Origin of the sequence: Streptomyces sp. NPDC097981 (genome assembly GCF_040302565.1) — a bacterium.
Classification (GTDB): domain Bacteria; phylum Actinomycetota; class Actinomycetes; order Streptomycetales; family Streptomycetaceae; genus Streptomyces.
Genome location: NZ_JBEORW010000016.1, coordinates 111,024 through 133,609, shown reverse-complemented (window position 1 = coordinate 133,609; position 22,586 = coordinate 111,024). Strand labels below are relative to the sequence as shown.

The 22,586-nt window shown below is 72.7% G+C and carries 22 protein-coding genes; 10 read left to right on the top strand and 12 right to left on the bottom strand.

Annotated features, from left to right (window positions below; all coding sequences use genetic code 11):
- The first annotated feature begins 17 nt into the window (after nucleotides 1-17).
- The 3 genes from ABTY04_RS18005 (at nucleotide 18) to ABTY04_RS17995 (ending at nucleotide 1,955) form a co-directional block, all read left to right on the top strand.
- Entirely contained in the window at nucleotides 18-842 is an 825-nt protein-coding gene (locus tag ABTY04_RS18005; RefSeq protein ID WP_352214301.1) for an AraC family transcriptional regulator, read from the top strand.
- A 109-nt stretch (nucleotides 843-951) separates the two neighbouring features.
- The gene (locus ABTY04_RS18000; RefSeq protein ID WP_352214300.1) at nucleotides 952-1,650 is read left to right on the top strand and encodes an AzlC family ABC transporter permease; all 699 of its coding nucleotides are present in this window, start codon (nucleotides 952-954) and stop codon (nucleotides 1,648-1,650) included.
- The gene (locus ABTY04_RS17995; RefSeq protein WP_352214299.1) at nucleotides 1,647-1,955 is read left to right on the top strand and encodes an AzlD domain-containing protein; all 309 of its coding nucleotides are present in this window, start codon (nucleotides 1,647-1,649) and stop codon (nucleotides 1,953-1,955) included. The genes ABTY04_RS18000 and ABTY04_RS17995 overlap by 4 nt, the downstream gene beginning before the upstream one ends.
- Here the strand turns inward: ABTY04_RS17995 and ABTY04_RS17990 are convergent.
- Nucleotides 1,924-2,904, bottom strand: coding sequence for a hypothetical protein (locus tag ABTY04_RS17990; RefSeq protein ID WP_352214298.1), 981 nt, complete (start codon nucleotides 2,902-2,904; stop codon nucleotides 1,924-1,926). The two genes, ABTY04_RS17995 and ABTY04_RS17990, sit on opposite strands and share 32 nt — an antisense overlap.
- 82 nt (nucleotides 2,905-2,986) lie before the next feature.
- On the opposite strand from ABTY04_RS17990, the gene ABTY04_RS17985 reads away from it, so the two are divergent.
- Entirely contained in the window at nucleotides 2,987-3,181 is a 195-nt protein-coding gene (locus ABTY04_RS17985; RefSeq protein ID WP_352214297.1) for a DUF3046 domain-containing protein, read from the top strand.
- 195 nt (nucleotides 3,182-3,376) lie between these two features.
- Complete coding sequence (locus tag ABTY04_RS17980; RefSeq protein ID WP_352214321.1) at nucleotides 3,377-4,471, top strand: AI-2E family transporter; 1,095 nt, start codon at nucleotides 3,377-3,379, stop codon at nucleotides 4,469-4,471.
- On the opposite strand, the gene ABTY04_RS17975 is transcribed toward ABTY04_RS17980, so the two are convergent.
- Nucleotides 4,425-5,186, bottom strand: a complete 762-nt coding sequence (locus ABTY04_RS17975) for a Clp protease N-terminal domain-containing protein (protein ID WP_352214296.1) — start codon at nucleotides 5,184-5,186, stop codon at nucleotides 4,425-4,427. The genes ABTY04_RS17980 and ABTY04_RS17975 overlap by 47 nt on opposite strands.
- A 228-nt stretch (nucleotides 5,187-5,414) precedes the next feature.
- Here ABTY04_RS17975 and recA point away from each other — a divergent pair, with 228 nt between their 5' ends.
- The 3 genes from recA (at nucleotide 5,415) to ABTY04_RS17960 (ending at nucleotide 9,759) form a co-directional block, all read left to right on the top strand.
- Nucleotides 5,415-6,521 (top strand): recombinase RecA, encoded by a 1,107-nt coding sequence (recA, locus tag ABTY04_RS17970; RefSeq protein WP_352214295.1) that lies wholly within the window; start codon nucleotides 5,415-5,417, stop codon nucleotides 6,519-6,521.
- Between the two features lie 3 nt (nucleotides 6,522-6,524).
- Nucleotides 6,525-7,121 carry a recombination regulator RecX gene (gene recX, locus ABTY04_RS17965; protein WP_502996659.1) on the top strand — a complete coding sequence of 199 codons (597 nt, stop codon included), beginning with the start codon at nucleotides 6,525-6,527 and terminating at the stop codon, nucleotides 7,119-7,121.
- Between the two features lie 97 nt (nucleotides 7,122-7,218).
- Complete coding sequence (locus ABTY04_RS17960) at nucleotides 7,219-9,759, top strand: FtsX-like permease family protein (protein ID WP_352214294.1); 2,541 nt, start codon at nucleotides 7,219-7,221, stop codon at nucleotides 9,757-9,759.
- Nucleotides 9,760-10,056: 297 nt separating this feature from the next.
- Here ABTY04_RS17960 and ABTY04_RS17955 read toward each other — a convergent pair whose 3' ends face one another.
- From ABTY04_RS17955 to ABTY04_RS17920, 8 genes are all read right to left on the bottom strand, one after another.
- Nucleotides 10,057-10,452, bottom strand: a complete 396-nt coding sequence (locus tag ABTY04_RS17955) for a rhodanese-like domain-containing protein (protein ID WP_352214319.1) — start codon at nucleotides 10,450-10,452, stop codon at nucleotides 10,057-10,059.
- A complete protein-coding gene (locus ABTY04_RS17950) occupies nucleotides 10,443-11,006 on the bottom strand; it encodes a cupin domain-containing protein (protein WP_352214293.1) in 564 nt (187 codons plus the stop codon). The genes ABTY04_RS17955 and ABTY04_RS17950 overlap by 10 nt, the downstream gene beginning before the upstream one ends.
- A 61-nt stretch (nucleotides 11,007-11,067) precedes the next feature.
- Entirely contained in the window at nucleotides 11,068-11,154 is an 87-nt protein-coding gene (locus ABTY04_RS41170; RefSeq protein WP_311318651.1) for a putative leader peptide, read from the bottom strand.
- 33 nt (nucleotides 11,155-11,187) lie between these two features.
- The gene (locus tag ABTY04_RS17940; protein WP_352214292.1) at nucleotides 11,188-12,777 is read right to left on the bottom strand and encodes an FAD-dependent monooxygenase; all 1,590 of its coding nucleotides are present in this window, start codon (nucleotides 12,775-12,777) and stop codon (nucleotides 11,188-11,190) included.
- Nucleotides 12,778-12,981: 204 nt separating this feature from the next.
- Nucleotides 12,982-13,875: an amino acid ABC transporter permease gene (locus tag ABTY04_RS17935; protein ID WP_352214291.1), complete on the bottom strand. Its 894-nt coding sequence runs from the start codon at nucleotides 13,873-13,875 to the stop codon at nucleotides 12,982-12,984.
- A complete protein-coding gene (locus ABTY04_RS17930) occupies nucleotides 13,872-14,546 on the bottom strand; it encodes an amino acid ABC transporter permease (protein ID WP_352214290.1) in 675 nt (224 codons plus the stop codon). Before ABTY04_RS17930 ends, ABTY04_RS17935 begins: the two co-directional genes overlap by 4 nt.
- A gap of 83 nt (nucleotides 14,547-14,629) precedes the next feature.
- Nucleotides 14,630-15,478: a glutamate ABC transporter substrate-binding protein gene (locus tag ABTY04_RS17925; RefSeq protein ID WP_352214289.1), complete on the bottom strand. Its 849-nt coding sequence runs from the start codon at nucleotides 15,476-15,478 to the stop codon at nucleotides 14,630-14,632.
- Nucleotides 15,479-15,565: 87 nt separating this feature from the next.
- The gene (locus tag ABTY04_RS17920; RefSeq protein WP_352214288.1) at nucleotides 15,566-16,351 is read right to left on the bottom strand and encodes an amino acid ABC transporter ATP-binding protein; all 786 of its coding nucleotides are present in this window, start codon (nucleotides 16,349-16,351) and stop codon (nucleotides 15,566-15,568) included.
- Between the two features lie 280 nt (nucleotides 16,352-16,631).
- Here ABTY04_RS17920 and ABTY04_RS17915 point away from each other — a divergent pair, with 280 nt between their 5' ends.
- A complete protein-coding gene (locus ABTY04_RS17915) occupies nucleotides 16,632-17,336 on the top strand; it encodes a response regulator transcription factor (RefSeq protein ID WP_352214287.1) in 705 nt (234 codons plus the stop codon).
- Nucleotides 17,337-17,347: 11 nt separating this feature from the next.
- The gene (locus ABTY04_RS17910) at nucleotides 17,348-18,760 is read left to right on the top strand and encodes a sensor histidine kinase (RefSeq protein ID WP_352214286.1); all 1,413 of its coding nucleotides are present in this window, start codon (nucleotides 17,348-17,350) and stop codon (nucleotides 18,758-18,760) included.
- A gap of 38 nt (nucleotides 18,761-18,798) precedes the next feature.
- Here ABTY04_RS17910 and ABTY04_RS17905 read toward each other — a convergent pair whose 3' ends face one another.
- Together ABTY04_RS17905 and ABTY04_RS17900 are read right to left on the bottom strand one after the other, a co-directional pair.
- Nucleotides 18,799-20,931 (bottom strand): endo-beta-N-acetylglucosaminidase, encoded by a 2,133-nt coding sequence (locus ABTY04_RS17905; protein ID WP_502996662.1) that lies wholly within the window; start codon nucleotides 20,929-20,931, stop codon nucleotides 18,799-18,801.
- A 178-nt stretch (nucleotides 20,932-21,109) separates the two neighbouring features.
- On the bottom strand, nucleotides 21,110-22,387 hold the full coding sequence (locus tag ABTY04_RS17900) for a glycoside hydrolase 5 family protein (RefSeq protein WP_352214285.1): 1,278 nt from the start codon (nucleotides 22,385-22,387) through the stop codon (nucleotides 21,110-21,112).
- Nucleotides 22,388-22,586 lie beyond the last annotated feature (199 nt).

The window sequence follows — 22,586 nt, the reverse complement described above, 5'->3', positions numbered from 1 at the left end:
GGGCGCAGAATGGGGAGATGGCGGACAAGAGGGAGTGGGCCCGGCACTGGCACTACGCGGAACTGCCCGGCCTGGACCTGCTGCGCGCCCACTACGTACGCCACACCTTCCCGCGCCACACCCACGACGGGTACGTGATGGCGGCCGTCACCGGCGGCATCGAGGAGGTGGGCCTGCCCGGCGGCACCGTGCGGGCCGGGCCCGGGAGCGTGGTCCTGATCAACCCCGAGGTACCGCACACCGCGCGGGCCGGAGCCCCGGAGGGCTGGGCGTACGCCACCCTGTACCCGTCCCGGGAGCTGATCGCCGAGGTGGCCGCGGAGATCGGCAGCCTGCGCGGAACGCCCGGTTTCACCGCCGACTCGGTCGCCGACCCGCACACCTCGCACCTGATCACCGAGGTGCACCGCGCCGCCGAGGAAGGGAACGCGCTGGCCGCCGACACGCTGCTGCGCGGGGTGGTCGCGCGGATGCTGACCCGGTACGCCGGGCCGCTGCCCGCCCGTACGGCCCGCAGCGCCGGCGCCGCCGACGCCGCGGCGGCCCGGGCGGTGCTCCAGGAGCGGATGACGGAGCCACCGTCGCTGGAGCAGCTGGCCGCGGAACTGGGCACCAGCCCGTTCGCCCTGCTGCGGGCCTTCCGGGAGCGGTACGGGATGCCTCCGCACACCTGGCTGACCGACGCACGGGTCCGGCGGGCCCGCCGGCTGCTGGAGGCGGGTACCCCGCCCGCCGAGGCGGCCGTCGCCGTCGGCTTCACCGACCAGCCGCACCTGAACCGCCACTTCACCCGGATCGTGGGCGTCCCGCCGGGCGCGTACCGCCGGGAACGGGCCGGCTAGGCCGCCCGGCCGTCAGCGGGGGCCGATCCCGCTCCGGGCTCCGCGTGCAAGAACGTACAAGACCCGATCACTCGGCCCTGCGTACGGTCACCGGGTGGGAGAACATCGGATGGTGATACAGGAGATCCCCGAGGGGGTCGCCGAAAAGCCGCGCGGCGCGGTCGTACGGGATGCGCTCGGGGTCGGGGTGGCCGTCGGGCTGTCCGGATTCGCGTTCGGGGTGACCGCCGCGGGGTCCGGGATCAGCGTGCTCCAGGCGTGCGTGCTGAGCCTGCTCGTGTTCACCGGAGCCTCGCAGTTCGCGCTGGTCGGTGCGCTGGCCGCGGGCGGGAACCCGTTCACCGCGGCCGCAGGTGCCTTCTTCCTCGGAACGCGGAACGCCTTCTACGGGCTGCGGCTGTCGCAGCTGCTCGCCCTGCCCAGGGCCGTGCGGCCCCTCGCCGCCCACTGGGTGATCGACGAGACCGCCGCCGTGTCACTGGCCCAGCCCGACCGCAGGTCGGCGCGGCTCGGGTTCACCGTGACCGGGCTGAGCCTCTACGTCCTGTGGAACCTCACCACCCTGCTCGGGGTCCTCGGCGCAGAGGCCCTCGGGGACACCTCCGCATGGGGGCTGGACGCCGCAGGACCGGCCGTCTTCCTGGCCCTGCTCGCGCCGATGCTGCAGACCGCCACCGAGCGGGCCGTCGCCGCGCTCGCCCTCGTCCTCGGTCTGGGGCTGCTCCCCGTACTGCCCGCCGGGCTTCCGGTGCTCATCGCCGCCCTCGCCGCCCCCGCGATCCTCTGGCTGAAGGGACGCCGCTCGTGAACGTCTGGATCGCCATCGCGCTCACCGTCGCCGGCTGCTACGCCGTCAAGCTCGCCGGGCTGCTCGTGCCCGCCGGGGCACTGGAGCGGCCGACCGTGCGCCGGCTCGCCGCACTCCTGCCGGTGGCGCTGCTCGCCGCGCTCACCGCCCAGCAGACCTTCAGCACCGGGCACGCGCTCGTGCTCGACGCCCGCGCGGCGGGGCTGGCCGCCGCCGGGCTCGCGCTGCTGCTCCGGGCCCCGTTCCTGATCGTGGTCGGAGCCGCCGTGGTGGTCACCGCGGGAGTGCGGGCCCTGGGCTGGTAACACCCGGTGCAGGACCGTCGGACAGGGGACGCCCGTACGCCCGCAGGGTCAGCAGGGCCTCCAGGGTGGCGATCGGGCGCCGCTCCAGCGAGCTGCCCGGGGCCCATGCGAGGCGCCGCACCGGCCAGCCGCCGTCCGGCTGTTGTCCGGCGGCCAGGAAGTCCAGCGAACGCCTCAGCTCCTCGTCGGTGAACCAGCCGCGCGCCAGCGACTCCGGGCGCCGGGCCAGATCGTGCGGGAACAGCTGCTCGCCCGGCGCACAGCCGGGGTACGGCGGGTACTCCCGGCGGCGGCGCGGGTCGAGCACGACGAGCCGCTGCTCGCGCACGAGCCGCCCCAGCCGGTCCGCGGCCGCCACCGCGCGGGCCCGGTCGGGGGCACCGTCGAGGAAGGCCACCGCGCTCTGGACCTCGTACGGGTGCGCGCGGCGCATGGTCTCGACCCGCTCCCAGCAGAAGTCCGTGGCCCGGAACAGCCAGGCGTGCCAGATCCGGTTGCGGTGCAGTACGCCGACGACCGGGCCCGTGGTCAGCAGCTCGCCCGGCGGATCGTCGTGCACCGGGTGGTACGGGGCCGCGGGATAGCCGCGCGGGGCCGGGCAGACCACCGGAAGCGCGCCCTCCGCCGTGGAGACCCTGGTCAGGTGGCGGCACAGCCGCTCGATCCGCTGCCCGGCGCAGCGGCCCAGGCTGTCCAGGACCCGGAGGGCGTGCGCGGTGTGGAGCGGCTGGCTGAGCGGACCCCGCAGATCCGGGTCGAGTGCGTGGCCGTAGCCTCCGTCGGCGTTGAGGTACGAGCCGAGGGCGGTGTCCACCGCGTCGGCGTCCCCGCCGAGGAAGTGGAACGCGAACCGCCGCTGCTCCAGCACACGGGCCGTGAGCCAGATGAACTGCTCGGCGCGGGCCAGCGTGGTCGGTGGGACCGGCGAGGAAGCTTCGTCTCCGGGCATGCGTGAAACCGTAGGGCGCGGTGCCGCGGGGGCGGAGGGCGAACAGCTCCGGTGCACTCTCCCGGGGCGGGATACTGGGGGCATGCGGTTGACGATTTTCTGGGAGCGGATGGCCGAGCACTTCGGTGCGGCCTACGCGGACTCCTTCGCACGGGACCATGTCATGACGGAGCTGGGCGGACGCACCGTCCACCAGGCGCTGGAGGCGGGCTGGGAGGCCAAGGACGTGTGGCGGGCCGTGTGTTCGGCGATGGACGTGCCGGCCTCCCTGCGCTGACGCCCGCGGCCGTTTCCCCGCCCGAGCGGCGGGTGGGACAGACTGGGCCGTGTGGCAGCCACCGATGAGACGACCGTGACGACGACCGACACCACAGACACCACCGTGGCGACCGATGCGGCCGGGCCGCTCACCGCCGATCCCGCAGGGCCCCCCGCCGGCGCCACCGCACCGGCTCCGGCGGCCGGAGCCCGGATGCCGCGCTGGCTGCCGCGCGCCGTCGTGCTCGTCCTGGCCCTCATCGCCTGCTTCCAGCTCGGCAGCTGGGCCTTCCACCAGCTGACCGGGCTGCTCGTCAACATCCTGATCGCGTTCTTCCTCGCGCTCGCGATCGAACCCGCCGTGGCCCGGATGTCGGCCCGCGGCATGCGCCGCGGGCTCGCCACCTTCCTGGTGTTCCTCGGAGTGTCCGTCGGGGCCGCCGGGTTCGTCGTGCTGCTGGGCTCGATGCTCGCCGGGCAGATCGTCGACATGGTGGAGGGCTTCCCGCGCTACCTCGACTCGGTCATCAACTCGACCAACACGACCTTCCACACCAAGCTGTCCCGGCTCGCGATCCAGGACAGCCTGCTGCACTCCGACTGGCTCCAGAAGTACGTACAGAACAGCGCGACCGGCGTGCTCGACGTGTCCGCCACCGTGCTCGGAGGACTCTTCAGGCTGCTGACCATCGGGCTGTTCTCCTTCTACTTCGCCGCCGATGGTCCGCGGCTGCGCCGCGCGCTGTGCTCCGTACTGCCCCCGGCCAAGCAGTCGGAGGTGCTGCGCGCCTGGGAGATCGCCGTCGCCAAGACGGGCGGCTACCTCTACTCGCGCGGACTGATGGCGCTGGTCTCCGGCATCGCGCACTACGTCGTCTTCGCCGTCCTCGACGTGCCGTACGCGCCCGCGCTCGCGGTGTGGGTGGGGCTGGTCTCCCAGTTCATCCCCACCATCGGCACCTACCTGGCGGGCGCGCTGCCGATGCTGATCGCCTTCACCGTCGACCCCTGGTACGCGCTGTACGTACTCGGGTTCGTGGTGGTCTACCAGCAGTTCGAGAACTACGTCCTCCAGCCGAAGCTGACCGCGCGGACCGTGGACATCCACCCGGCGGTGGCCTTCGGCTCGGTCATCGCCGGCACCGCCCTGCTGGGCGCGGTCGGGGCGCTCATCGCGATCCCGGCCGTCGCCACGCTCCAGGCCTTCCTCGGCGCGTACGTGAAGCGGTACGCGCTGACGGAAGGGGCGGACGGAGAAGCCGCTACTTCTCCCCGGGCTCGCCGAGTACGGCTGCCACGGCTTCGGTGACGGTCGCCTCGGCGGCGGCCTTGTCCACGCCGAGACCGCTCAGGATGCCCTCGCCGTCCTCCAGTTCGAGGAGGCCGAGCAGGATGTGCTCGGTGCCCACGTAGGCGTGGCCGAGTCGCAGGGCCTCGCGGAACGTGAGCTCCAGGGCCTTCTTGGCGCCCGCGTCGAAGGGGACGAGGGCGGGGAGGGCCGCGGCGGCCGGCGGCAGGGCGGCGGTCGCCGCGGTGCGCACCTCGTCCAGGCCGACGCCCTGTGCGCGCAGCGCGAGGGCGGCGAACGCCTCGGGCTCGGCGAGCAGGCCGAGGACGAGGTGCTCGGTGCGGATCTCGGTGTTGCTGGCGGCGCGGGCCTCGTTCTGGGCGGTCACCACGACGTTGCGGGCACGGTCGGTGAAGCGGGCGAAGCCCTGTGCGGCGTCGAGGTCGTTGCCGTCGCCGTCGCCCTTGTCGGCCTTGGGGACGAAGCGCTTCTGGGCGGCCTGGCGGGTGACGCCCATACTGCGGCCGATGTCGGTCCAGGATGCTCCGGAACGGCGGGCCTGGTCGACGAAGTGCCCGATGAGGTGGTCGGCCACGTCGCCGAGGTGCTCGGCGGCGACGACGGCTCCGCTGAGCTGCTCCAGGGTGTCGTTGTGGACCTTCTTGATGGCCTCGATCAGGTCGTCGAGGCGTACCGGATTGGTCATGCGAACGGGTTCCACTGAAGGGTTCGTCATAGGTGCAACCGTAGGTTGACAGTCGAAAGGGTGTCAACCTCGGGTTGTCAGTCGGTGGGTGTTCGCGCAGGCCGCCGGCTGGGCGGGAGCGGCTCGCTTGACAGGGAAATCGAACATCCATTCTGATGAGTTATCCACAGCCGAAACGGGCGTGGGAGCGCATTGTCAGTGGCAGGCGTTAGCGTCAATGGCGTGAAGCGATCGACTCAAGCAAACCGGGTGGAACCCATGGCAGGCACCGACCGCGAGAAGGCACTCGACGCCGCTCTCGCACAGATTGAACGGCAATTCGGCAAGGGTGCGGTCATGCGCCTCGGCGACAAGCCGAACGACCCCATCGAGGTCATCCCCACCGGGTCGACCGCGCTGGACATCGCCCTCGGTGTCGGCGGGCTGCCCCGCGGCCGTGTGATCGAGGTGTACGGCCCGGAGTCCTCCGGTAAGACGACCCTGACCCTGCACGCCGTTGCCAACGCACAGAAGGCCGGCGGCACCGTCGCCTTCGTGGACGCCGAGCACGCGCTCGACCCCGAGTACGCGAAGGCCCTCGGCGTCGACACCGACAACCTCATCCTGTCGCAGCCGGACACCGGCGAGCAGGCGCTGGAGATCGTGGACATGCTGGTCCGCTCCGGTGCCCTCGACCTGATCGTCATCGACTCCGTCGCCGCGCTCGTGCCGCGCGCGGAGATCGAGGGCGAGATGGGCGACTCGCACGTCGGCCTCCAGGCCCGGCTGATGAGCCAGGCGCTCCGGAAGATCACCGGTGCGCTCAACCAGTCCAAGACCACCGCGATCTTCATCAACCAGCTCCGCGAGAAGATCGGTGTGATGTTCGGCTCGCCGGAGACCACCACCGGTGGCCGCGCGCTGAAGTTCTACGCCTCCGTGCGCATCGACATCCGCCGCATCGAGACCCTCAAGGACGGCACGGAAGCGGTCGGCAACCGCACCCGCTGCAAGGTGGTCAAGAACAAGGTCGCGCCGCCCTTCAAGCAGGCCGAGTTCGACATCCTCTACGGCCAGGGCATCAGCCGCGAGGGCGGCCTGATCGACATGGGTGTGGAGCACGGCTTCATCCGCAAGGCCGGCGCCTGGTACACGTACGAGGGCGATCAGCTCGGCCAGGGCAAGGAGAACGCCCGCAACTTCCTGAAGGACAACCCCGACCTCGCCAACGAGATCGAGCGGAAGATCAAGGAGAAGCTGGGCGTGGGCGTGCGCAAGGACGCCGGCGACGAGGCGGCCGCCGGTGCGCCGGCCGAGGCCGCGGCCGTGCCCGCCCCCGCGTCGAAGGCCAAGACGACGGCCAAGGCCGCCGCGGCCAAGAGCTGACCCGTGCGGGAGCAGGAAAGGGGCGGCGGGAACGGCGGCCGGGAGGGCCGTCGCGAAAGCGGTCGGGAAGGCCGCCAGGAACTGCCGCCCCAGAGTCCCGAGGAGCAGGCGCGGGCGATCTGCCTGCGCCTGCTCACCGGGATGCCGCGCACCCGGCGGCAGCTCGCGGACGCCCTGGACAAGCGGGGCATCCCCGAGGAGGTGTCTCAGGAGGTCCTCTCCCGGTTCGAGGAGGTCGGCCTGATCGACGACGCCGCCTTCGCCGGGGCCTGGGTCGAGTCCCGGCACCGCGGCCGGGGCCTGGCCCGCCGGGCCCTCGCACAGGAGCTGCGGACCAAGGGGGTGCACGCCACCCTCGTCCAGGAGGCCCTGGAACAGCTGGACTCCGACCAGGAGGAGCAGACCGCCCGGGAGCTCGTGGACCGAAAGCTCCGCGCCACCCGGGGCCTGGAGCGGGACAAGCGGATCCGGCGCCTCGCCGGCATGCTCGCCCGCAAGGGGTACCCGGAAGGCATGGCCCTGCGGGTGGTCCGCCGCGCGCTGGAAGATGAGGGCGGCGACGGCACGGATGCGGACGACCTGGGGTACCCGGGCTTCTGACCCCGGCCCACCGGGGCCCGGGGTGGGGATAGCCCCCGCTCCGAGACACCGGAGTGCGTCACTGCCAAGAAGCGGGCCGGCCAGCAGAGTTGACCGCATGATGCTGCGTTACGCCCTCCAGACCGTCAGGGACCGCAAGGCCGGATTCCTCGGCGCCTTCGTCGCACTGCTGTGCGCGGCCGCCCTCATCACCGCCTGCGGCACGCTCCTGGAAACCGGACTCCGCGGAAAGATCGGCACCGAGCGCTACGCGGCCACGCCGGTCGTCGTCTCCGCGGACCAGAGCGTGCACCAGACCACGGTCACGGAGAAGAAGGGCAAGACCAAGACCAAGCACAAGGCCAAGCCCGTCGCCGAGCGGGCCTGGCTCCCCGCCTCCACCGTGGACACGGTCCGGTCCGTGCCGGGCGTCGAGCGGGCCGTACCGGAGCTCAGCTTCCAGGCCGTCCCGCTGGTCAAGGCCCCCGGCGCCGCGAAGCCCTCGTACGGGCACGCCTGGTCCTCCGCCGCGCTCACCCCCTTCACCATGACCGACGGCCGGGCCCCGCAAGGCGGCGGAGAGGTCGTCGTCGACCGCGAGCTGGCCGCCCGCGCGGGGCTGAAGCCCGGCGCCCGGCTCACCGTTCAGGCCACCGGCGAGCCGAAGACGTACACCGTGAGCGGGATCGCGCAAGCCCCCCTCGGCGGCCTCGCGCGGCAGAGCGTCCTGTTCTTCGGCGACGCAGAGGCGCAGCGGATGGCCGCCCGCGACGGACAGGTCACCGCCATCGGGGTCGTTCCGGCGCCCGGCGTCGGTCCCGGCGAGCTGGCCGGGCGCGTCCGGCAGGCACTCACGGGCACCGGGGCGCAGATCTCCCTGGGTGACGAACGCGGCCCCGTCGAGTTCCTCGACGCCGTCGGCGCACGCATCAAGCTGGTCTCCATGGGCGGGGCCATGGGCGGCACCTCGCTGCTCGTCGCGATCCTCGTGGTCGTCGGCACCTTCGCCCTCTCCGTCCAGCAGCGCTACCGTGAGCTCGCCCTGCTGCGGGCCATCGCCGCCACACCCCGGCAGCTGCGCAGCATGATCGGCCGCGAGGCCCTGGTCGTGGGCCTGGCCGCAGGTGTCGCGGGGGCGCTGGCCGGACTCCCGCTCGCCGCCTGGCTGCACGGCCGGTTCGTCGAGAGCGGGGTCGTCCCCGCCAACCTGGAGCGCACCGCCGGAATCTTCCCGATGTTCGCCGCCGTCGGCGCGAGCCTGCTCGGAGCCTGGACCGCAGCCCGGATCACCGGGCGGCGGATCGCCCGGATCCGCCCGGCCGAGGCGCTCGCCGAAGCCGCCGTCGAGCGGGGCCGGCCCGCCTGGATCCGGATCGCGACCGGGGTGCTGCTGCTGGCCGGCGGTGCGGTACTGGTCGCCGTGCTGAGTGCGCTGCGCACCGAGCCGGCGTCGACCCCGGTGACCTTCCTGGCGGTCGTGGTCCTCGCCGGGGCGGTCTCGCTGCTCGGCCCGCTGCTGGTCCGGGGCGCGACCGCGCTGCTCGCCGGGCCGCTGCGGCTGGTCGGCCCGGGCGGGCACCTGGCCACCGCGAACCTGCGCGGCAACGCCACCCGGATGGCCTCCGCAGTCACCCCGCTCGCCCTGCTGATCGGCATGACGTGCACCGTCCTGTTCATCACCCCGACGCTGGGCAACGCAGCGCGGGCACAGGCCCGCGACGGGGTCCGGGCCGGCTGGGTGCTGGCCGCGCAGGGTCCGGGGGTCAGCGGCGGCGCCGCGGAGAGGATCCGCCGGACCCCCGGGGTCACCGCCGCCACCGAGATCGTGCACACCTCCGTACGGGTGGGGCTGACGAAGTACGGCGCGCAGGGGGTCAACCCGGCCGGGCTGACCCGGACCTGGAACCCCGGTGTCACGAGCGGGAGCCTGGAGGGCTTCGGCGAGAAGAACGTGGCGGTGAGCGAACTGGCCGCCGATCAGCTGGGGCTGAAGCCGGGGAGCCCGCTGAAGCTGGCGCTGGGCGACGGGACCCCCGTCACCCTGACCGTCTCGGCCGTGTACGCGCGGGGGCTGGGCTTCGGCGACCTGACGCTGCCGCACCACCTGGTCGCGGCGCACGTGGACAACCCGCTGGCGAGCAGTGTGCTGGTGGCGGCCGAGCCGGGGACCGGGCGCGAGCAGCTGGCCGCGGCGGTCCGGGAGTTCCCGGGGGTAGGGGTGCTGTCGGCGCGGGACGCGGACGAGGCGCGGGCGGAGCACCAGCAGGACGGCGCCGAGATCAACCTGCTGGCGATGGGGCTGGTACTGGCCTTCACCGCGATCGCGGTGGTCAACACCCTGGCGATGTCCACGGCGGAGCGGTTCCGGGAGTTCGCGATGCTGCGGCTGGCCGGGGCCAAGCGGCGCCAGGTGCTGCGGATGCTGCGGACCGAGGCGCTGGCGGTGCTGCTGATCGGGGCGGTGCTCGGATCGGGGATCTCGCTGGCCGTACTGACCGCCTTCAGCGTGGGCATGACGGGAGCGGCCGCGCCGGCGGTGCTTCCGGTGGTGTACGTGGCGGTGCTGGGCGTGGCGGGGCTGCTGGCCCTCGCGGCCACCGCCCTGCCGGGGCGGGTGGCACTGCGGGTGCGTCCGGTGGAGGTGGCGACGTCGAGGTAGCGGGTCGCCGCCGCCCTTGCAGGCCCGGGGCCGCACCGCCGCCGAAGCGGTGCGGCCCCGGGCCCGCGGTGCGCGGCCTGCGGCGCCGGTCCCCTGCCCGCCCTTCCACCGGTCCCCGGGACTCCGCCCCGGACCCCGGTCCTCAAACGCCGGACGGGCTGGAGGGCCCGGGCTCCGCCCGGACCCGGCCCAGGCCACGCCGGACGGAGTTTCCCCCAGCTACCGCTGCGAGGTGCCCCCAGCGCAGTGGCCCGAAGCCGGGGAGGCCCGCCAGGGCCGAGACGTGTGAGGGGCACGTCAGGAGGCGACCGGAAGGCCCGCCGATTTCCAGGCCTGGAAACCGCCTGTCAGGTCGGTGGCGCGGTGCAGGCCCAGGGTGTGGAGGGAGGCCGCCGCGAGGGAGGAGGCGTACCCCTCGTTGCAGATGACCACGACGCGGAGGTCGTGGGAGGTGGCCTCCGGGGCCCGGTGCGAGCCCTGGGGGTCGAGCCGCCACTCCAGTTCGTTGCGCTCGATCACCAGCGCACCCGGGATCAGGCCGTCGCGGTCGCGCAGCGCCTGGTAGCGGATGTCCACCAGGAGGGCGTCGCCCGCCCGGAACGCGGCGTACGCCTGCGCCGGGTCGATCCGGGTGTACGCCGAGCGAACACGCTCCAGCAGGGCGTCGATGCCGACCGGGGCGCTCACTGCCAGTCCGCCGGGCGCTCGACCTGCTCCAGCGTGAGCACCTGGCCGGTGCGGCTGTAGCGGCGGATCAGGGGCAGCGGCGGGTAGTACGCGTGCACCGAGACCGCGTGCTCCGACGCCGACTCGTTGAGCACTTCGTGGACGTGGTGCTCGCCGAAGGCCCGGCCCGTCCCCGGGCCCAGGCTGCGGCTGCGGTCCAGGTCAGGGGCGAGTTTCAGGCTCCGCCAGCCCTCCGAGGGGAGCCGGACCGCCAGGGAGTGCTCCCGCAGCCGGCCCCGGGCGGTGGCGAACGCGCCCCGCGACTCGGCGTGGTCGTGCCAGCCGGTCCCGGTGCCCGGCGGCCAGCCGATCACCCAGGCCTCGCTGCCGCCCGGCCCGTCCAGGCGGATCCAGGTCCGGCCCTCAGGGTCGAGGGGGAGGGAGTCGATGACCGCCGGATCGGCGGCGGTGCGCAGGGCGAAGCCGAGGAGCTCCGCGGCCGTCACCGCAGAGGCGCGTGAGGGGGCGTGCGGAGGTGCGAGGGGCGCAGTGGGTGCACTGGGTGCAAGGGGCGCAGACATGGGGGCGTGACCGTCCTGGGGGTTCGCGAAAGTGCGCGCGGAGCGCGGGAGGGAAGGCGAATCAGCAGGAAGGGCGACACACGCAGCCCGCGTAGCGGAGCAGGTCCATGTGGACCCTCCGCCACAGGCGTACGTCGTTGCCGGTCATGTCCGCGAGTGAAGCACGACGACCGGAGACCGGTCAATCGATCACGGCTGGATGCGTGGCGGACGACTCGTCGAGCGGGGCGGGTGCCCCCAGCCGGACGGTGTCCGCCGCCGCGTACAGCTCCGCGGGCCGCACGCCGGCGAAGGTCGCTGCCAGGTGCCCGTCCGGCCTGACCAGGAGCACGGTGTGTGCCGCAGCCCCCGGGTAGCCGTCCGCGACCAGCAGTTCGGTGCGGACCGGGAGGGCGCTCACCGCCGCCGCGAGCCGGGGCATCAGCCCGGCGCCCAGCCAGTGCCGCCGGTCCCAGACCCCGGTGCCCGGGGCGACGAGGACCACCAGCAGGCGGCCCCGTCCCAGCAAGTCGCGCAGCGGCACCGTCGCCCCGTCGGGCGCGGTGACGGGGATGTTGGCCACCTGACCGCCCGGATCCGTGTCGGTGGGCACCTCGCGCACGGCCACCGGCGGGGCGTACGTCGGTGCCGCTCCGAGCGGTCCCCGCCCCAAGTGGCCGTCGGTCAGGAGCAGTTCCCCGGAACGGGTGGCACCGGGCAGGTACGTCCGCAGCCCTCCGCCGCCGCGCAGTACGGGCATCGCCTGGTCAGCGGCGCGCAGCCGGGCCGCGACGGCGGTGCGGCGCTCGTCCTCGTAGCTGTCGAGCAGGGCCTCGGAGGCGCCCTGGTGCCAGGCCAGGGACAGTTTCCAGGCGAGGTTCTCGGCGTCCCGGAGCCCCTCGTCGACCCCCTGCGTGCCGAGCGCGCCCAGGAGGTGGGCGGCGTCCCCGGCGAGGAAGGCGCGGCGGTCGCGCCAGCGCCGGGCGAGCCGGTGGTGCAGGGTGTGCACCCCGGTGTCGAGGAGGTCGTATGGGGGAGTGGTGCCCCCGCACCATGCGGCCAGGGTGTCCCGGATGAGGGTCACCAGTGCGTCGGGGGTGACGAGCTCCCCGCGGGCCGGGAGCAGCCAGTCCAGCCGCCACACCCCGTCGGGCAGCGGCCGGGCGCTGACCTCGGGCACGCCGGGCGCCGGGTCGCGGTGCAGCAGGGCCTCACCGGGCCAGGGCAGTTCGGTGCGCAGCGCGGCCACGGCGTACCGCTCGACGGCGGTGCGGCCCGGGAAGCGGATGCCGAGCAGCTTGCGTACGGTGGAGCGGGCGCCGTCGCACCCGACCAGGTAACTCCCGCGCCACCACGTGGTCTCGGCACCTCGCGTGTGCGCGGTGACCCCGCGCCCGTCCTGTTCGAGCGTGTCCAGTTTGCTGTCGGTGACCAGCTGGACCAGCGGATGTGCGGCCGCGGCGTCGCGCAGCCCGCGGGTGAGGGCGTGCTGCGGCAGGTGCAGGGGGGGCTGGCGGTCCTCGAAGGTGATGCGCCGGGCGTCGTCTGCGTGGCTGCGCCGCCGCATGGTGCGCCAGGCGGCGAAGAGCGCGCCCTCGTCGCGCAGCGTCGTACAGCCCAGCCGGTGGACCATGGCCGAGGTGTCCTCGTGCAGGACGACCGTACGGGCCGGCCGGGGCAGGTCCTTGCCCGGTCCCTCGTCGAGCACGACGCTGGGCACGCCCGAGCCGGCCAGGGCCAGGCACAGGGACAGTCCGACGGGCCCCGCGCCGACGACGATCACCGGGTCCATGATGCGGCTCCCGATGTCCGGTATGTGATCACAGAACGTATGCAACCCACTGGAGGTGCCCGCGTCAAGTGACACCCGGCCCCGCCAACGCCGTGTGGTGCGGCGGATGAGTTCCGCCGCACCACAGGTGTCACGCAAGTGTACTGACCGGGTGTCAGGCCCCCGCCGTCGGGGAACCGTGTCCGCCGGGGATCGGACCGGGGATCAGGGAGCCTCGCCCACGCCGGCCGCGCCGCCCGCGTCGACCTCGGCCACGTCCCCGGCGACGACCGCGCCGGTGCCCTTCTTCGACTGCCGCAGCCGGCCTTCGATCCAGGAGGCGAAGGTGGTGAGGGCGAAGTTCACCGCGATGTACAGCAGGGCGATCACGACCATGGTCGCGATGGTGTTGCTGTAGTTGGCGGAGATCTGCCGGTTCATCGACATCAGGTCGCCGAAGCCGAGGACGGCGCCACCGAGGGCCGTGTCCTTGAGGATCACCACGAGCTGGCTGACCAGTGCGGGCAGCATTGCCGTGACGGCCTGGGGGACCAGGACGTACGTCATGATCTGGCCCTTGCGCATGCCGATCGCCTTGGCCGCGTCGGTCTGGCCGCGGGGCAGCGTCAGGATGCCGGCCCGGACGATCTCGGCGATGACCGCGGAGTTGTAAATGACCAGGGCGGTGACCACCGCGTACAGCGGGCGCAGGTCAGAGCTGACCGTGCCGAGCATGACGTACAGCGCAGAGGCGAAGAACATCAGGACCAGGACCGGAATGGCGCGGAAGAACTCCACGACCGCACCGACCGGTATGCGCACCCATGCATGGTCGGAGAGCCGGGCGATGCCGAGGAGCGCGCCGAGCGGCAGCGCGATCACCATGGCGATCAGGCCGGCCTTGAGCGTCTCGCCGAGTCCGGGCAGCAGGAACGTGGTCCAGATCTGGCTGTCGGTGACGAACGGGGTCCACTTGTCGGCGTCGAGCTGGTTCTTCTCGGCCATGCGGCCGAGGATCCACCACAGGGCCAGTCCGACGAGGACCAGGAAGACACCGGTGTAGATCCAGTTGCGGACCTTGGCCTTGGGGCCGGGGGTGTCGTACAGGACGGAGCTCATCGCTTCACCGCCACTCGCTTGGCCACCCAGCCCAGCAGCAGGCCGGTGGGCAGGGTCAGCAGGACGAAGCCGAGGGCGATGACGGCGAAGACCGCGAAGATCGCGTCCGCCTCGTTCTCCAGCATTTCCTTCATCAGCAGGGCCGCCTCGGCCACGCCGATGGTCGCCGCCACCGTGGTGTTCTTGGTGAGTGCGATCAGTACGTTGGTGAGCGGTGCGATGACCGCCCGGAAGGCCTGGGGGAGCACGATCAGGGTGAGCACCTGGAAGAAGCTCAGCCCCAGCGCGCGGGCGGCCTCGGCCTGCCCCACGGGCACGGTGTTGATGCCGGAACGCAGCGCCTCACAGACGAACGTGCCCGTGTAGGCGATCAGACCCAGGATCGCGAGGCGGAAGCCGATCTCCTTGGAGGTCCCGCCGCCGAGCGTGATGCCCAGGGTCTGGGACAGGCCCAGCGAGCAGCCGAGGACCAGCAGGGTCAGCGGCGTGTTGCGCACGATGTTGACGTACGCGGTGCCGAAGGACCGCATGATCGGTACCGGGCTGACCCGCATCCCGGCCAGGATCGTGCCCCAGATCAGGGACCCGACCGCCGAGTAGAGGGTGAGCTGAACCGTCACCCAGAAGGCTCCGAGCACGTCGTACTGCCCGGAAGTAAGAAAGTCGAACACGTTGCCCTGCGCTCTCCCCAGGATGGCCGGTGAGGCGCGCCGCCGCCCGTGACAGGCGGGCGGCGGCGCGCCTCACCGATGAATCAGCTGCCTTCGGTGACCTGCGGGGCCGGCTCGGCCTTGTAGCCTGCGGGGCCGAGGTTCGCGTCCACCGCCTTCTGCCACGAGCCGTCCTCGACCATCTTCTTGAGCGCGGCGTTGACCTTGGTCTGCAGGTCCTTGTCGCCCTTCTTCAGGCCGATGCCGTAGGGCTCGTCGCTGAGCTTCAGGCCGGCCAGCTTGAACTTGCCCTTGTTCTTCTCCTGCGAGGCGTAGCCGGCGAGGATCGAGTTGTCCGTGGTCAGCGCGTCCACGGCCTTGTTCTCCAGGCCGGTGAGGCACTCGGAGTAGCCCGGGAACTCCTGCAGGTCGGCCTCGGGGGCCAGCTTGGTCTTGACGTTCTGCGCCGACGTGGAGCCGGTGACCGAGCAGAGCTTCTTCTTGTTGAGGTCCTCGGCCTTGGTGATCGAGGTGTCGTCGGCGCGGACCAGCAGGTCCTGGTGGGCCAGGAAGTACGGGCCGGCGAAGTCGACCTTCGCCTTGCGCTTGTCGTTGATCGTGTAGGTGGCGACGACCAGCTTCACGTCGCCGTTGGAGATCAGGTTCTCGCGCTCGGCGCTGACGGCCTGCTTGAACTCGATCTGGTCGGGCTGGTAGCCGAGCTCCTTGGCCACGTACGTCGCCACGTCGACGTCGAAGCCCGTGAACTTGCCGTCGGGGGTCTTGAGGCCCATACCCGGCTGGTCGAACTTGATGCCGATGACGATCTTGTCCTTGCCGCCGCCGGCGGAGGCGCCGGTGTCACCGGCCTTGTTGCCGCCGCCGCACGCGGTCGCGGTCAGAGCGAGGACCGCGGCGACGGCCGCGGCCGCACCGGCCTTGAAAACCTTCATGGTGAACTTCCCTCGGATGAGACGTTGTTGGACGACGAGCGACACGTGTGCTCTGAGCCGCCAGGGGATCACTACCAGACAAGACCGTCAGTGGTGCAGGATCTTCGAAAGGAAGTCCTTCGCGCGGTCACTGCGCGGGTTGCTGAAGAACTGCTCGGGCGCGGCCTCTTCGACGATTTTTCCGTCGGCCATGAAGACGACCCGATTGGCCGCAGACCGGGCGAAGCCCATCTCGTGCGTGACGACCACCATCGTCATGCCCTCCCGGGCGAGCTGCTGCATGACCTCCAGCACCTCGTTGATCATTTCCGGGTCGAGCGCCGAGGTCGGCTCGTCGAACAGCATCACCTTCGGGTCCATCGCCAGCGCGCGGGCGATCGCCACACGCTGCTGCTGGCCGCCGGAGAGCTGCGCCGGGTACTTGTCGGCCTGCGAGCCGACGCCCACCCGGTCCAGCAGGGACTGCGCCTTTGCGAGCGCCGTTGCCTGGTCGGTCTTGCGGACCTTGAGCTGCCCCAGCATCACGTTCTGCAGCACCGTCTTGTGCGCGAACAGGTTGAAGGACTGGAAGACCATGCCCACATCGGCACGCAGCCGGGCCAGTTCCCGCCCCTCCGAGGGCAGTTCCTTGCCGTCGACCGTGATGGTGCCCGAGTCGATCGTCTCCAGGCGGTTGATGGTCCGGCACAGAGTGGACTTGCCCGATCCCGAGGGACCGATCACCACGACGACCTCACCGCGGGCAATGCTCAGATCGATGTCCTGAAGCACGTGCAGCGCGCCGAAGTGCTTGTTGACGTTGCTCAGTACGACCAGGTCGTCCGCGGCTCCGGCCGCATCCTGCACGTCCTTGGTCACTGATACTCCGCTCATCGGCTTCTAGCTCCGTCCTCCTCGGTTGGGAGGACAGTAGTGACGTGGCGCGCACACCGTCATCACATCTGAGGGAGAATTGAGCATAACGATACGGCCTCGCCCCGATACGCTCCGTACGCACCGCGGCGGCCCGGGGCCGACTGCTCGTACCGGGTGCATAACGGAAGACGCGCCGGACCGGAACCGCCTTGACGCGGGCGTCTCCATCGGCGTGGATGCATGGTGGCCCCTGACCACGGGCCGCGATCGATCAGGAAAGCAGGAAAGGGGGACGCATATGAGACTGCTGCTCGTCGAGGACGACGACCATGTCGCCGCCGCCCTGTCCGCGATCCTCGCACGACACGGCTTCCAGGTGACCCACGCCCGCAACGGCGAGGAGGCCCTCCAGGCCCTGCTGCCCGCGGGAGCGCCGCCCTTCGGCGTCGTCCTGCTGGACCTCGGCCTGCCCGACCAGGACGGCTACGAGGTGTGCGGCAAGATCCGCAAGCGCACCTCCACGCCCGTCATCATGGTGACCGCGCGCGCCGACGTGCGCTCCCGCATCCACGGCCTCAACATGGGCGCCGACGACTACGTCGTCAAGCCCTACGACACCGGTGAGCTCCTCGCACGCATTCACGCCGTCGCCCGGCGCACCGGCGTCTCCGACGAGGCCGCCGCCACCGGGGCGGCCGCCCCCGACGTGGTCCGGCTCGGCCCGGTCAGCATCGAACTGCCCACCCGCCGGGTCAGCGTCGACGGCGCCGACGTACCGCTGACCCGCAAGGAGTTCGACCTGCTGGCCCTGCTCGCGCAGCGCCCCGGGGTCGTCTTCCGCCGCGAGCAGATCATCAGCGAGGTGTGGCGGACCAGCTGGGAGGGGACCGGGCGGACCCTGGAGGTCCACGTCGCCTCGCTGCGCTCCAAGCTGCGCATGCCCGCCCTCATCGAGACCGTCCGCGGTGTGGGCTACCGGCTCGTCACCCCGGCCGCCCCCTAGCGGGCCCCGCCGTGCGCGCCCGCCTGCTCCCGCTCCTCGTCGTCCTGATGGCGGGCGTGCTGCTCGCCCTCGGCCTCCCGCTCGCCGTGAGCCTGGCCGCCGGGCAGCAGCAGCGCGTGGTGGTCGACCGGATCGACGACAGCGCCCGCTTCGCCGCCCTCGCCCAGTTCGTCATCGACGCCGAGGGCTCCGGATCCACCGGCGCCGCCGACCGCCGCGACACCCTGCAGCTCGAACTCGCCCGCTACCAGGAGCTGTACGGCATCCGGGTGGGCATCTTCTACCGCGACGACAACGCCATGGTCCGCGCCCCCGGCTGGTGGCAGTTGCCGGAGCAGGGCGAGGGGCGCCGCGCCTTCGAGGAGGCCCTCGCCGGGCGGCGCAGCCATGACCCCGCCCAGGTGTGGCCCTGGCAGACCCACGGCAAACTCCTCGTCGCTTCCCCGGTCGTCCTCGACGGCGACGTCGTCGCGGTGGTCGTCACCGAGTCGCCCACCGACCAGATGCGGGCCCGGATCCTCTACGGCTGGCTGATCATCCTCGCCGGGCTCGCCGCCGCGATGCTCGTCGCCTTCGGCGCCGCCCTCGTGCTCACCAGCTGGGTGCTCAAGCCCGTCCGGACCCTCGACGCGGCAGCCCACGGCATCGCCACGGGGCGGATGAACTCCCGCGTCGCGGCCTCCGGCGGGCCGCCGGAACTCAGACGCCTGGCCCGCTCGTTCAACGAGATGGCCGACAACGTGGAAGAGGTCCTGGAGCAGCAGCGGGCGTTCGTCGCCGACGCCTCCCACCAGCTGCGCAACCCACTCGCGGCGCTGCTCCTGCGGATCGAGCTGCTCGCCCTCGAACTGCCCGAGGGGAACGAGGAGATCGCCTCCGTGCGGACCGAGGGCAAGCGGCTGGCCCAGGTCCTGGACGACCTGCTGGACTTGGCGCTGGCCGAGCACGCCTCCGCCGAGCTCACCCTCACCGACATCGGGGAGCTCACCGCGGAACGGGTCGCCTCCTGGCGCCCGTACGCCGACGAGAAGGGCGTACGGCTCACCGGGACGGGCCGGACCGCCGTCACGGGCTGGGCCGACCCCATCGCGCTCTCCAGCGCGCTCGACGCCGTGATCGACAACGCCCTCAAGTTCACCCCTGAGGGGGAGGAGGTCGAGGTGTCGGTCGCCGCGGCCGGGTCCTTCGTGCACGTCGTCGTCGCCGACCGCGGCCCCGGCCTGACCGACGAGGAGCTGCTGCGCGTCGGCGACCGGTTCTGGCGCAGCGGCCGTCACCAGAACATCAAGGGCTCCGGGCTCGGCCTGTCGATCTCCCGGGCCCTGCTCGCTGCGGGCGGCGGGTCGCTCGCGTACGAGACGAACCCGCCGCACGGGCTGCGGGTGACGGTGGCCGTCCCGCGCAGTGATCCGCACACGCCCTGACCGCAGCAGCAGCAGCAGCCCGGCCGGGGCGGGCCGGGTCAGGCGGATCCGGTCCAGGCGAGGGTGGTGCCCGCCGGGGCGGAGGTCGCGTACAGCTCGTCCACGGCCCGGACCTCGAAGGCGGCCGCCCGCTCCCGGCCGGCGCGGATCACGGCCGGGAGGTGGAGGGCCGTGCCGCAGGTGCCGCCGAGGAAGCGGCGGGTGCCGTCCGGGAGCAGGCGGTACAGCTCGTAGTGGCGGACCGGCCCGGCTGCCCGGCGCCAGGACAGTCGCACGGAGGCCTTGCCGTCGTGCTGGGCCGAGGCGTCCACGGTCAGCGCACCCGGAGCCGCCGGCCGCCGCCGCGCGGTGTCGTCGCGTACCGACAGGGCGCCGAGCCGCCAGGCCACCGCTCCCCTCCCGCGGGCCGTGATCCGTACGGCCAGCCCGTACGCGGTCCTGCCCGCCAGCGACGAGAGCCCGACCCGGGAGGTGTGCCAGCCGCCCCGGCCGGAGCCCGGGGTCTGTGTCTTCAGCCAGGTGTACGGGACCGGCTCGCCCGGGGCGGCCGGCTCGCGCGTGGCCACCCCCACCTCGACGGTGAGTGCGCCCGCCTCGGTGGCGTGCACCAGCTCCAAGGCGGTGGAGCCGGTCAGCGGCAGCCGCGTGCAGTGCAGGCCGACGACGGCCGGGGCGGTCAGCCCGCCCGCCACGAGGAGGCTGGAGCCGCCGCGCCAGGCGTTCGCGAAGTCCAGCGTGACGGACGGGCGCGGCCCGGCGCCCTGCACGGCCCAGCGGCGGCCCGGGAGCCGGTCCTGGAGCCCGAGGTGGTTCCAGGGGGTGTCGGAGGTGACCTTGCCGTCCTCGTACCAGCGCTCCCCGTGCCCGGTGTTGAAGGCGCAGGCGAACGGGAGCGCGGTGACCGTGGACCGGTCCGCGACGGCTGTGGCGGGCGCCCGCCACGTGTCCTCGGGTGCCGGGCGGGCCGGGTCCAGGGACTCGCCCGTCCAGAACCGGTCGTCGGCGCGGTGGAAGGCGCCGGGGGAGCGGTCGGTCAGGTGATTGCGGGTCCACTCGGGCCGGTAGAAGCCGAAGCTGACGACGTGGTCGCGGCCGCGCGGGATGATCGCATCCCAACGGACGGCGGAGTTCCAGCCGTTGGACTCCACATCGAGGGCCGCCCACAGCTCGTGGCGGGAGCGGCCCAGCCGGTCGGCGAGCGTGCCGGAGGCCGCCAGGGTCTGCGCGGTCCACCGGAAGTCCACGAACACCGTGTCCGCGACCCGGCCCGACCGGTCCTCGAAGAACTCCTGGTTGAGCTGGTTGAGCGCGCCCTGCCAGCCGACCTGTCCGGTGCTGTTCATGGCGTCGTACCAGGTGATCCGCAGGCGGTGCGGGGCGCCGGCGGCCCGCAGGGCGCGCAGGAACTCCCGCATCCGGGCGGCGAGCGAGCTGTCCCCGCCGTCGGTCTCGGCATTCACGAACCAGCCGTCGAACCCGTACGTCCGCGCCACCTGTACGAGCTTCTCGGCGATCGGGAACCGGCCGTCGGCGTCCTGCTGCACCAGGTCCCGCGTCCAGCGGAGGTCACCCCCGTACACGACGGGCGGCAGGAAGACGTTGCCCAGCACCGGGACGCCGTTGCGGTGGGCCGCATCGACCACGGGCGCGTTCGGCGCGAGCACGATGCCCTCGCCGGCCGAGCCGCCCCAGAACACCAGCTCGTCGAGGTACGCCCAGTGCGTGAGCGCGTAGTGGTCGGCGGTGGCGGAGCCCTGGGAGGGGTTCCGGGCGGTGGGCCCGAAGGAGACGAGCGAGGAGATCCGGGCCTGGCCGGCGCGGGCGCCCGCGTTCGGCGGCACCGGGGTGAAGCGGGGCGCCAGCGGCACGGTCGCGGTGTTGTACGCGAGGTCCGGGTCGGACTCGGGGGTCCACTGTTTGAGCGAGCGCCAGGTGATGCCCGGGCCGGGGGCACCCTGGGGGAGCGAGTCGGGGAACCAGTAGGAGGCGTACGGGGCCAGCTCGGCCGGGTCGCCGGGGGCTGCCGGCTCGGCGGGGGCTGCCTGCGCCGCGGTGGCCGCGCCGGTCGTGCCGAGCAGCGCGGTCACCCCCGCCCCGGCCCCGGCGGCGAGCACCCCGCGGCGGGTCGGTGCCGCCGACAGCGCCGGGGGTGCCGGTGGCATCGGTGGCATCGCCGGCGTCGAACGGGCGGTGCGAGGGTCTGCGCCGGTGCCGATCTCGGACATGCGGGGCTCCTCGGTGACGGGGGTGCGACGGGTGGCGGGTGACGCGTGATGGGTCACGGGCGGACGGTGGCGGGTGGGGTCGCGGGTCGCGGGCGGCGGGCGCCGGGTGACGTGTGCAGTGCGGTCAGGTGACGTCGCGGACGCGCAACACCTCCGTGATGCCGCGCGCGGACAGATGGGCGCGGTCCTCGGCGAGCTCCGCCAGGACCACGGCGGGTCGGACCCCCTGGGCCGTCAGCGCCGCCCAGGCCTCGAAGAAGGCGCCGCCGGGGGCGCACACCGAGCGCCGCGGTGCCGTCTGCGACCCGCCGACGTCCACGGCCAGCGCGGTGGACCGGACGGCCGGCCCGTGCTCCCGGCCCCGCCATTCCGCGGCGATCCGGGCGATGACCGCACCCACCGGCTTGGCCCGGCGGTCGTTGGTGAGCAGGCCGAGCCCGTACTCCAGCTCCGGGAAGTCCGCGAGCTCCCGGGACACGTCGTGCGAGCACCACCAGGTCACGCCCCACAGGTCCGGGCAGTCCAGCACGCCGGCCACGGTCGCCTCCGCGAAGGCGGCCGCGTGCTCCGCCGGGATCAGCGGCGCGGGCGCCCCGACCTCCTGGAGCCACACCGGCCGGTGCGGATCCAGTGCCCAGGCCTTCGACAGCTCGACCAGGTACGCGGCGTGGTGCTCGGTCGCCGTCCCGGTCCGGCCGTGGCGCTGGGCGGTGCCGTTGAACACCCAGGAGTGCACGGCAGTGGCCGCGCCCAGCCGGGCCGCCTGCGCGATCGTGAAGGGGTGCCCGTCCTGGTACCAGGCGGCGTCGTACTCCGCATGCAGGTGGAACCGGCCCGGAGCGCCCTTCTCGCAGGCCGCGAGCATCCGCTCCAGCCAGCGGCCCGCCTGCTCCCGGGTGATGCGGTCCGGGTCCGGATGCGGGGCCCCGGAGAACTGGTTGATCTCGTTGCCGACGGTCATGCCGAGGAAATTGGGACGGTCGGCGAGGGCGGCGGCCAGCGTGCGCAGGTACTCCTGTTGCGCGGCGACGACGTCCGGGTCGGTGAAGATGTTCCGCCGGTGCCAGGTCCCGGTCCACGCGGGCAGGAAGTCGAAGCTCGACAAGTGCCCTTGCAGGCCGTCCACGCTGACGTCGAGCCCGCGCTCGGCGGCCGCGTCGGCGAGCGCGACGAGCTGTTCGACCGCGCGCGGCCGGATGAGTGTCCGGTTCGGCTGGAACACCGGCCACAGCGGGAACACCCTTACGTGGTCCAGCCCGAGCGCGGCAACCGAGTCGAGGTCGGCCCTGACCTCGTCGAGGTCGAAGTCGAGCCAGTGGTGGAACCAGCCCCGGGCCGGCGTGTAGTTGGCGCCGAAACGGAGGGTTCGGGCGGGCGGGGGAACGGCGGTGCCGTCGCGCATGCAGAGTCCCGGAGTTCAGGGGAATTCGCCGGACGTGCCATAACCTGCCGCGCGCCGAGGGAGAAAGTCAACAGGGCCTTCGGCTTCCCGAACGGCTCTCCACAGTCGTGGACTTATTCGCTTCAGTCCCGTTGACAGAAGGGTCGGCGGCGTCTGAAGCTGCATGAGCTAATGCGGTTTAGCTCTGTTCGGCCAATGG

Coding starts and splice junctions, on each gene's coding strand:
- ABTY04_RS18000 (WP_352214300.1), top strand. CDS start 952: ATGGTGATACAGGAGATCCCCGAGGGGGTCGCCGAAAAGCCGCGCGGC.
- ABTY04_RS17900 (WP_352214285.1), bottom strand. CDS start 22,387: ATGCGCGACGGCACCGCCGTTCCCCCGCCCGCCCGAACCCTCCGTTTC.
- ABTY04_RS17975 (WP_352214296.1), bottom strand. CDS start 5,186: ATGACGAACCCTTCAGTGGAACCCGTTCGCATGACCAATCCGGTACGC.
- ABTY04_RS17985 (WP_352214297.1), top strand. CDS start 2,987: ATGCGGTTGACGATTTTCTGGGAGCGGATGGCCGAGCACTTCGGTGCG.
- ABTY04_RS17925 (WP_352214289.1), bottom strand. CDS start 15,478: ATGAAGGTTTTCAAGGCCGGTGCGGCCGCGGCCGTCGCCGCGGTCCTC.
- ABTY04_RS17940 (WP_352214292.1), bottom strand. CDS start 12,777: ATGGACCCGGTGATCGTCGTCGGCGCGGGGCCCGTCGGACTGTCCCTG.
- ABTY04_RS17915 (WP_352214287.1), top strand. CDS start 16,632: ATGAGACTGCTGCTCGTCGAGGACGACGACCATGTCGCCGCCGCCCTG.
- ABTY04_RS17980 (WP_352214321.1), top strand. CDS start 3,377: ATGCCGCGCTGGCTGCCGCGCGCCGTCGTGCTCGTCCTGGCCCTCATC.
- ABTY04_RS17960 (WP_352214294.1), top strand. CDS start 7,219: ATGATGCTGCGTTACGCCCTCCAGACCGTCAGGGACCGCAAGGCCGGA.
- ABTY04_RS17990 (WP_352214298.1), bottom strand. CDS start 2,904: ATGCCCGGAGACGAAGCTTCCTCGCCGGTCCCACCGACCACGCTGGCC.
- ABTY04_RS17920 (WP_352214288.1), bottom strand. CDS start 16,351: ATGAGCGGAGTATCAGTGACCAAGGACGTGCAGGATGCGGCCGGAGCC.
- ABTY04_RS17905 (WP_502996662.1), bottom strand. CDS start 20,931: ATGCCACCGATGCCACCGGCACCCCCGGCGCTGTCGGCGGCACCGACC.
- ABTY04_RS41170 (WP_311318651.1), bottom strand. CDS start 11,154: ATGACCGGCAACGACGTACGCCTGTGGCGGAGGGTCCACATGGACCTG.
- ABTY04_RS17950 (WP_352214293.1), bottom strand. CDS start 11,006: ATGTCTGCGCCCCTTGCACCCAGTGCACCCACTGCGCCCCTCGCACCT.
- recA (WP_352214295.1), top strand. CDS start 5,415: ATGGCAGGCACCGACCGCGAGAAGGCACTCGACGCCGCTCTCGCACAG.
- ABTY04_RS18005 (WP_352214301.1), top strand. CDS start 18: ATGGCGGACAAGAGGGAGTGGGCCCGGCACTGGCACTACGCGGAACTG.
- ABTY04_RS17935 (WP_352214291.1), bottom strand. CDS start 13,875: ATGAGCTCCGTCCTGTACGACACCCCCGGCCCCAAGGCCAAGGTCCGC.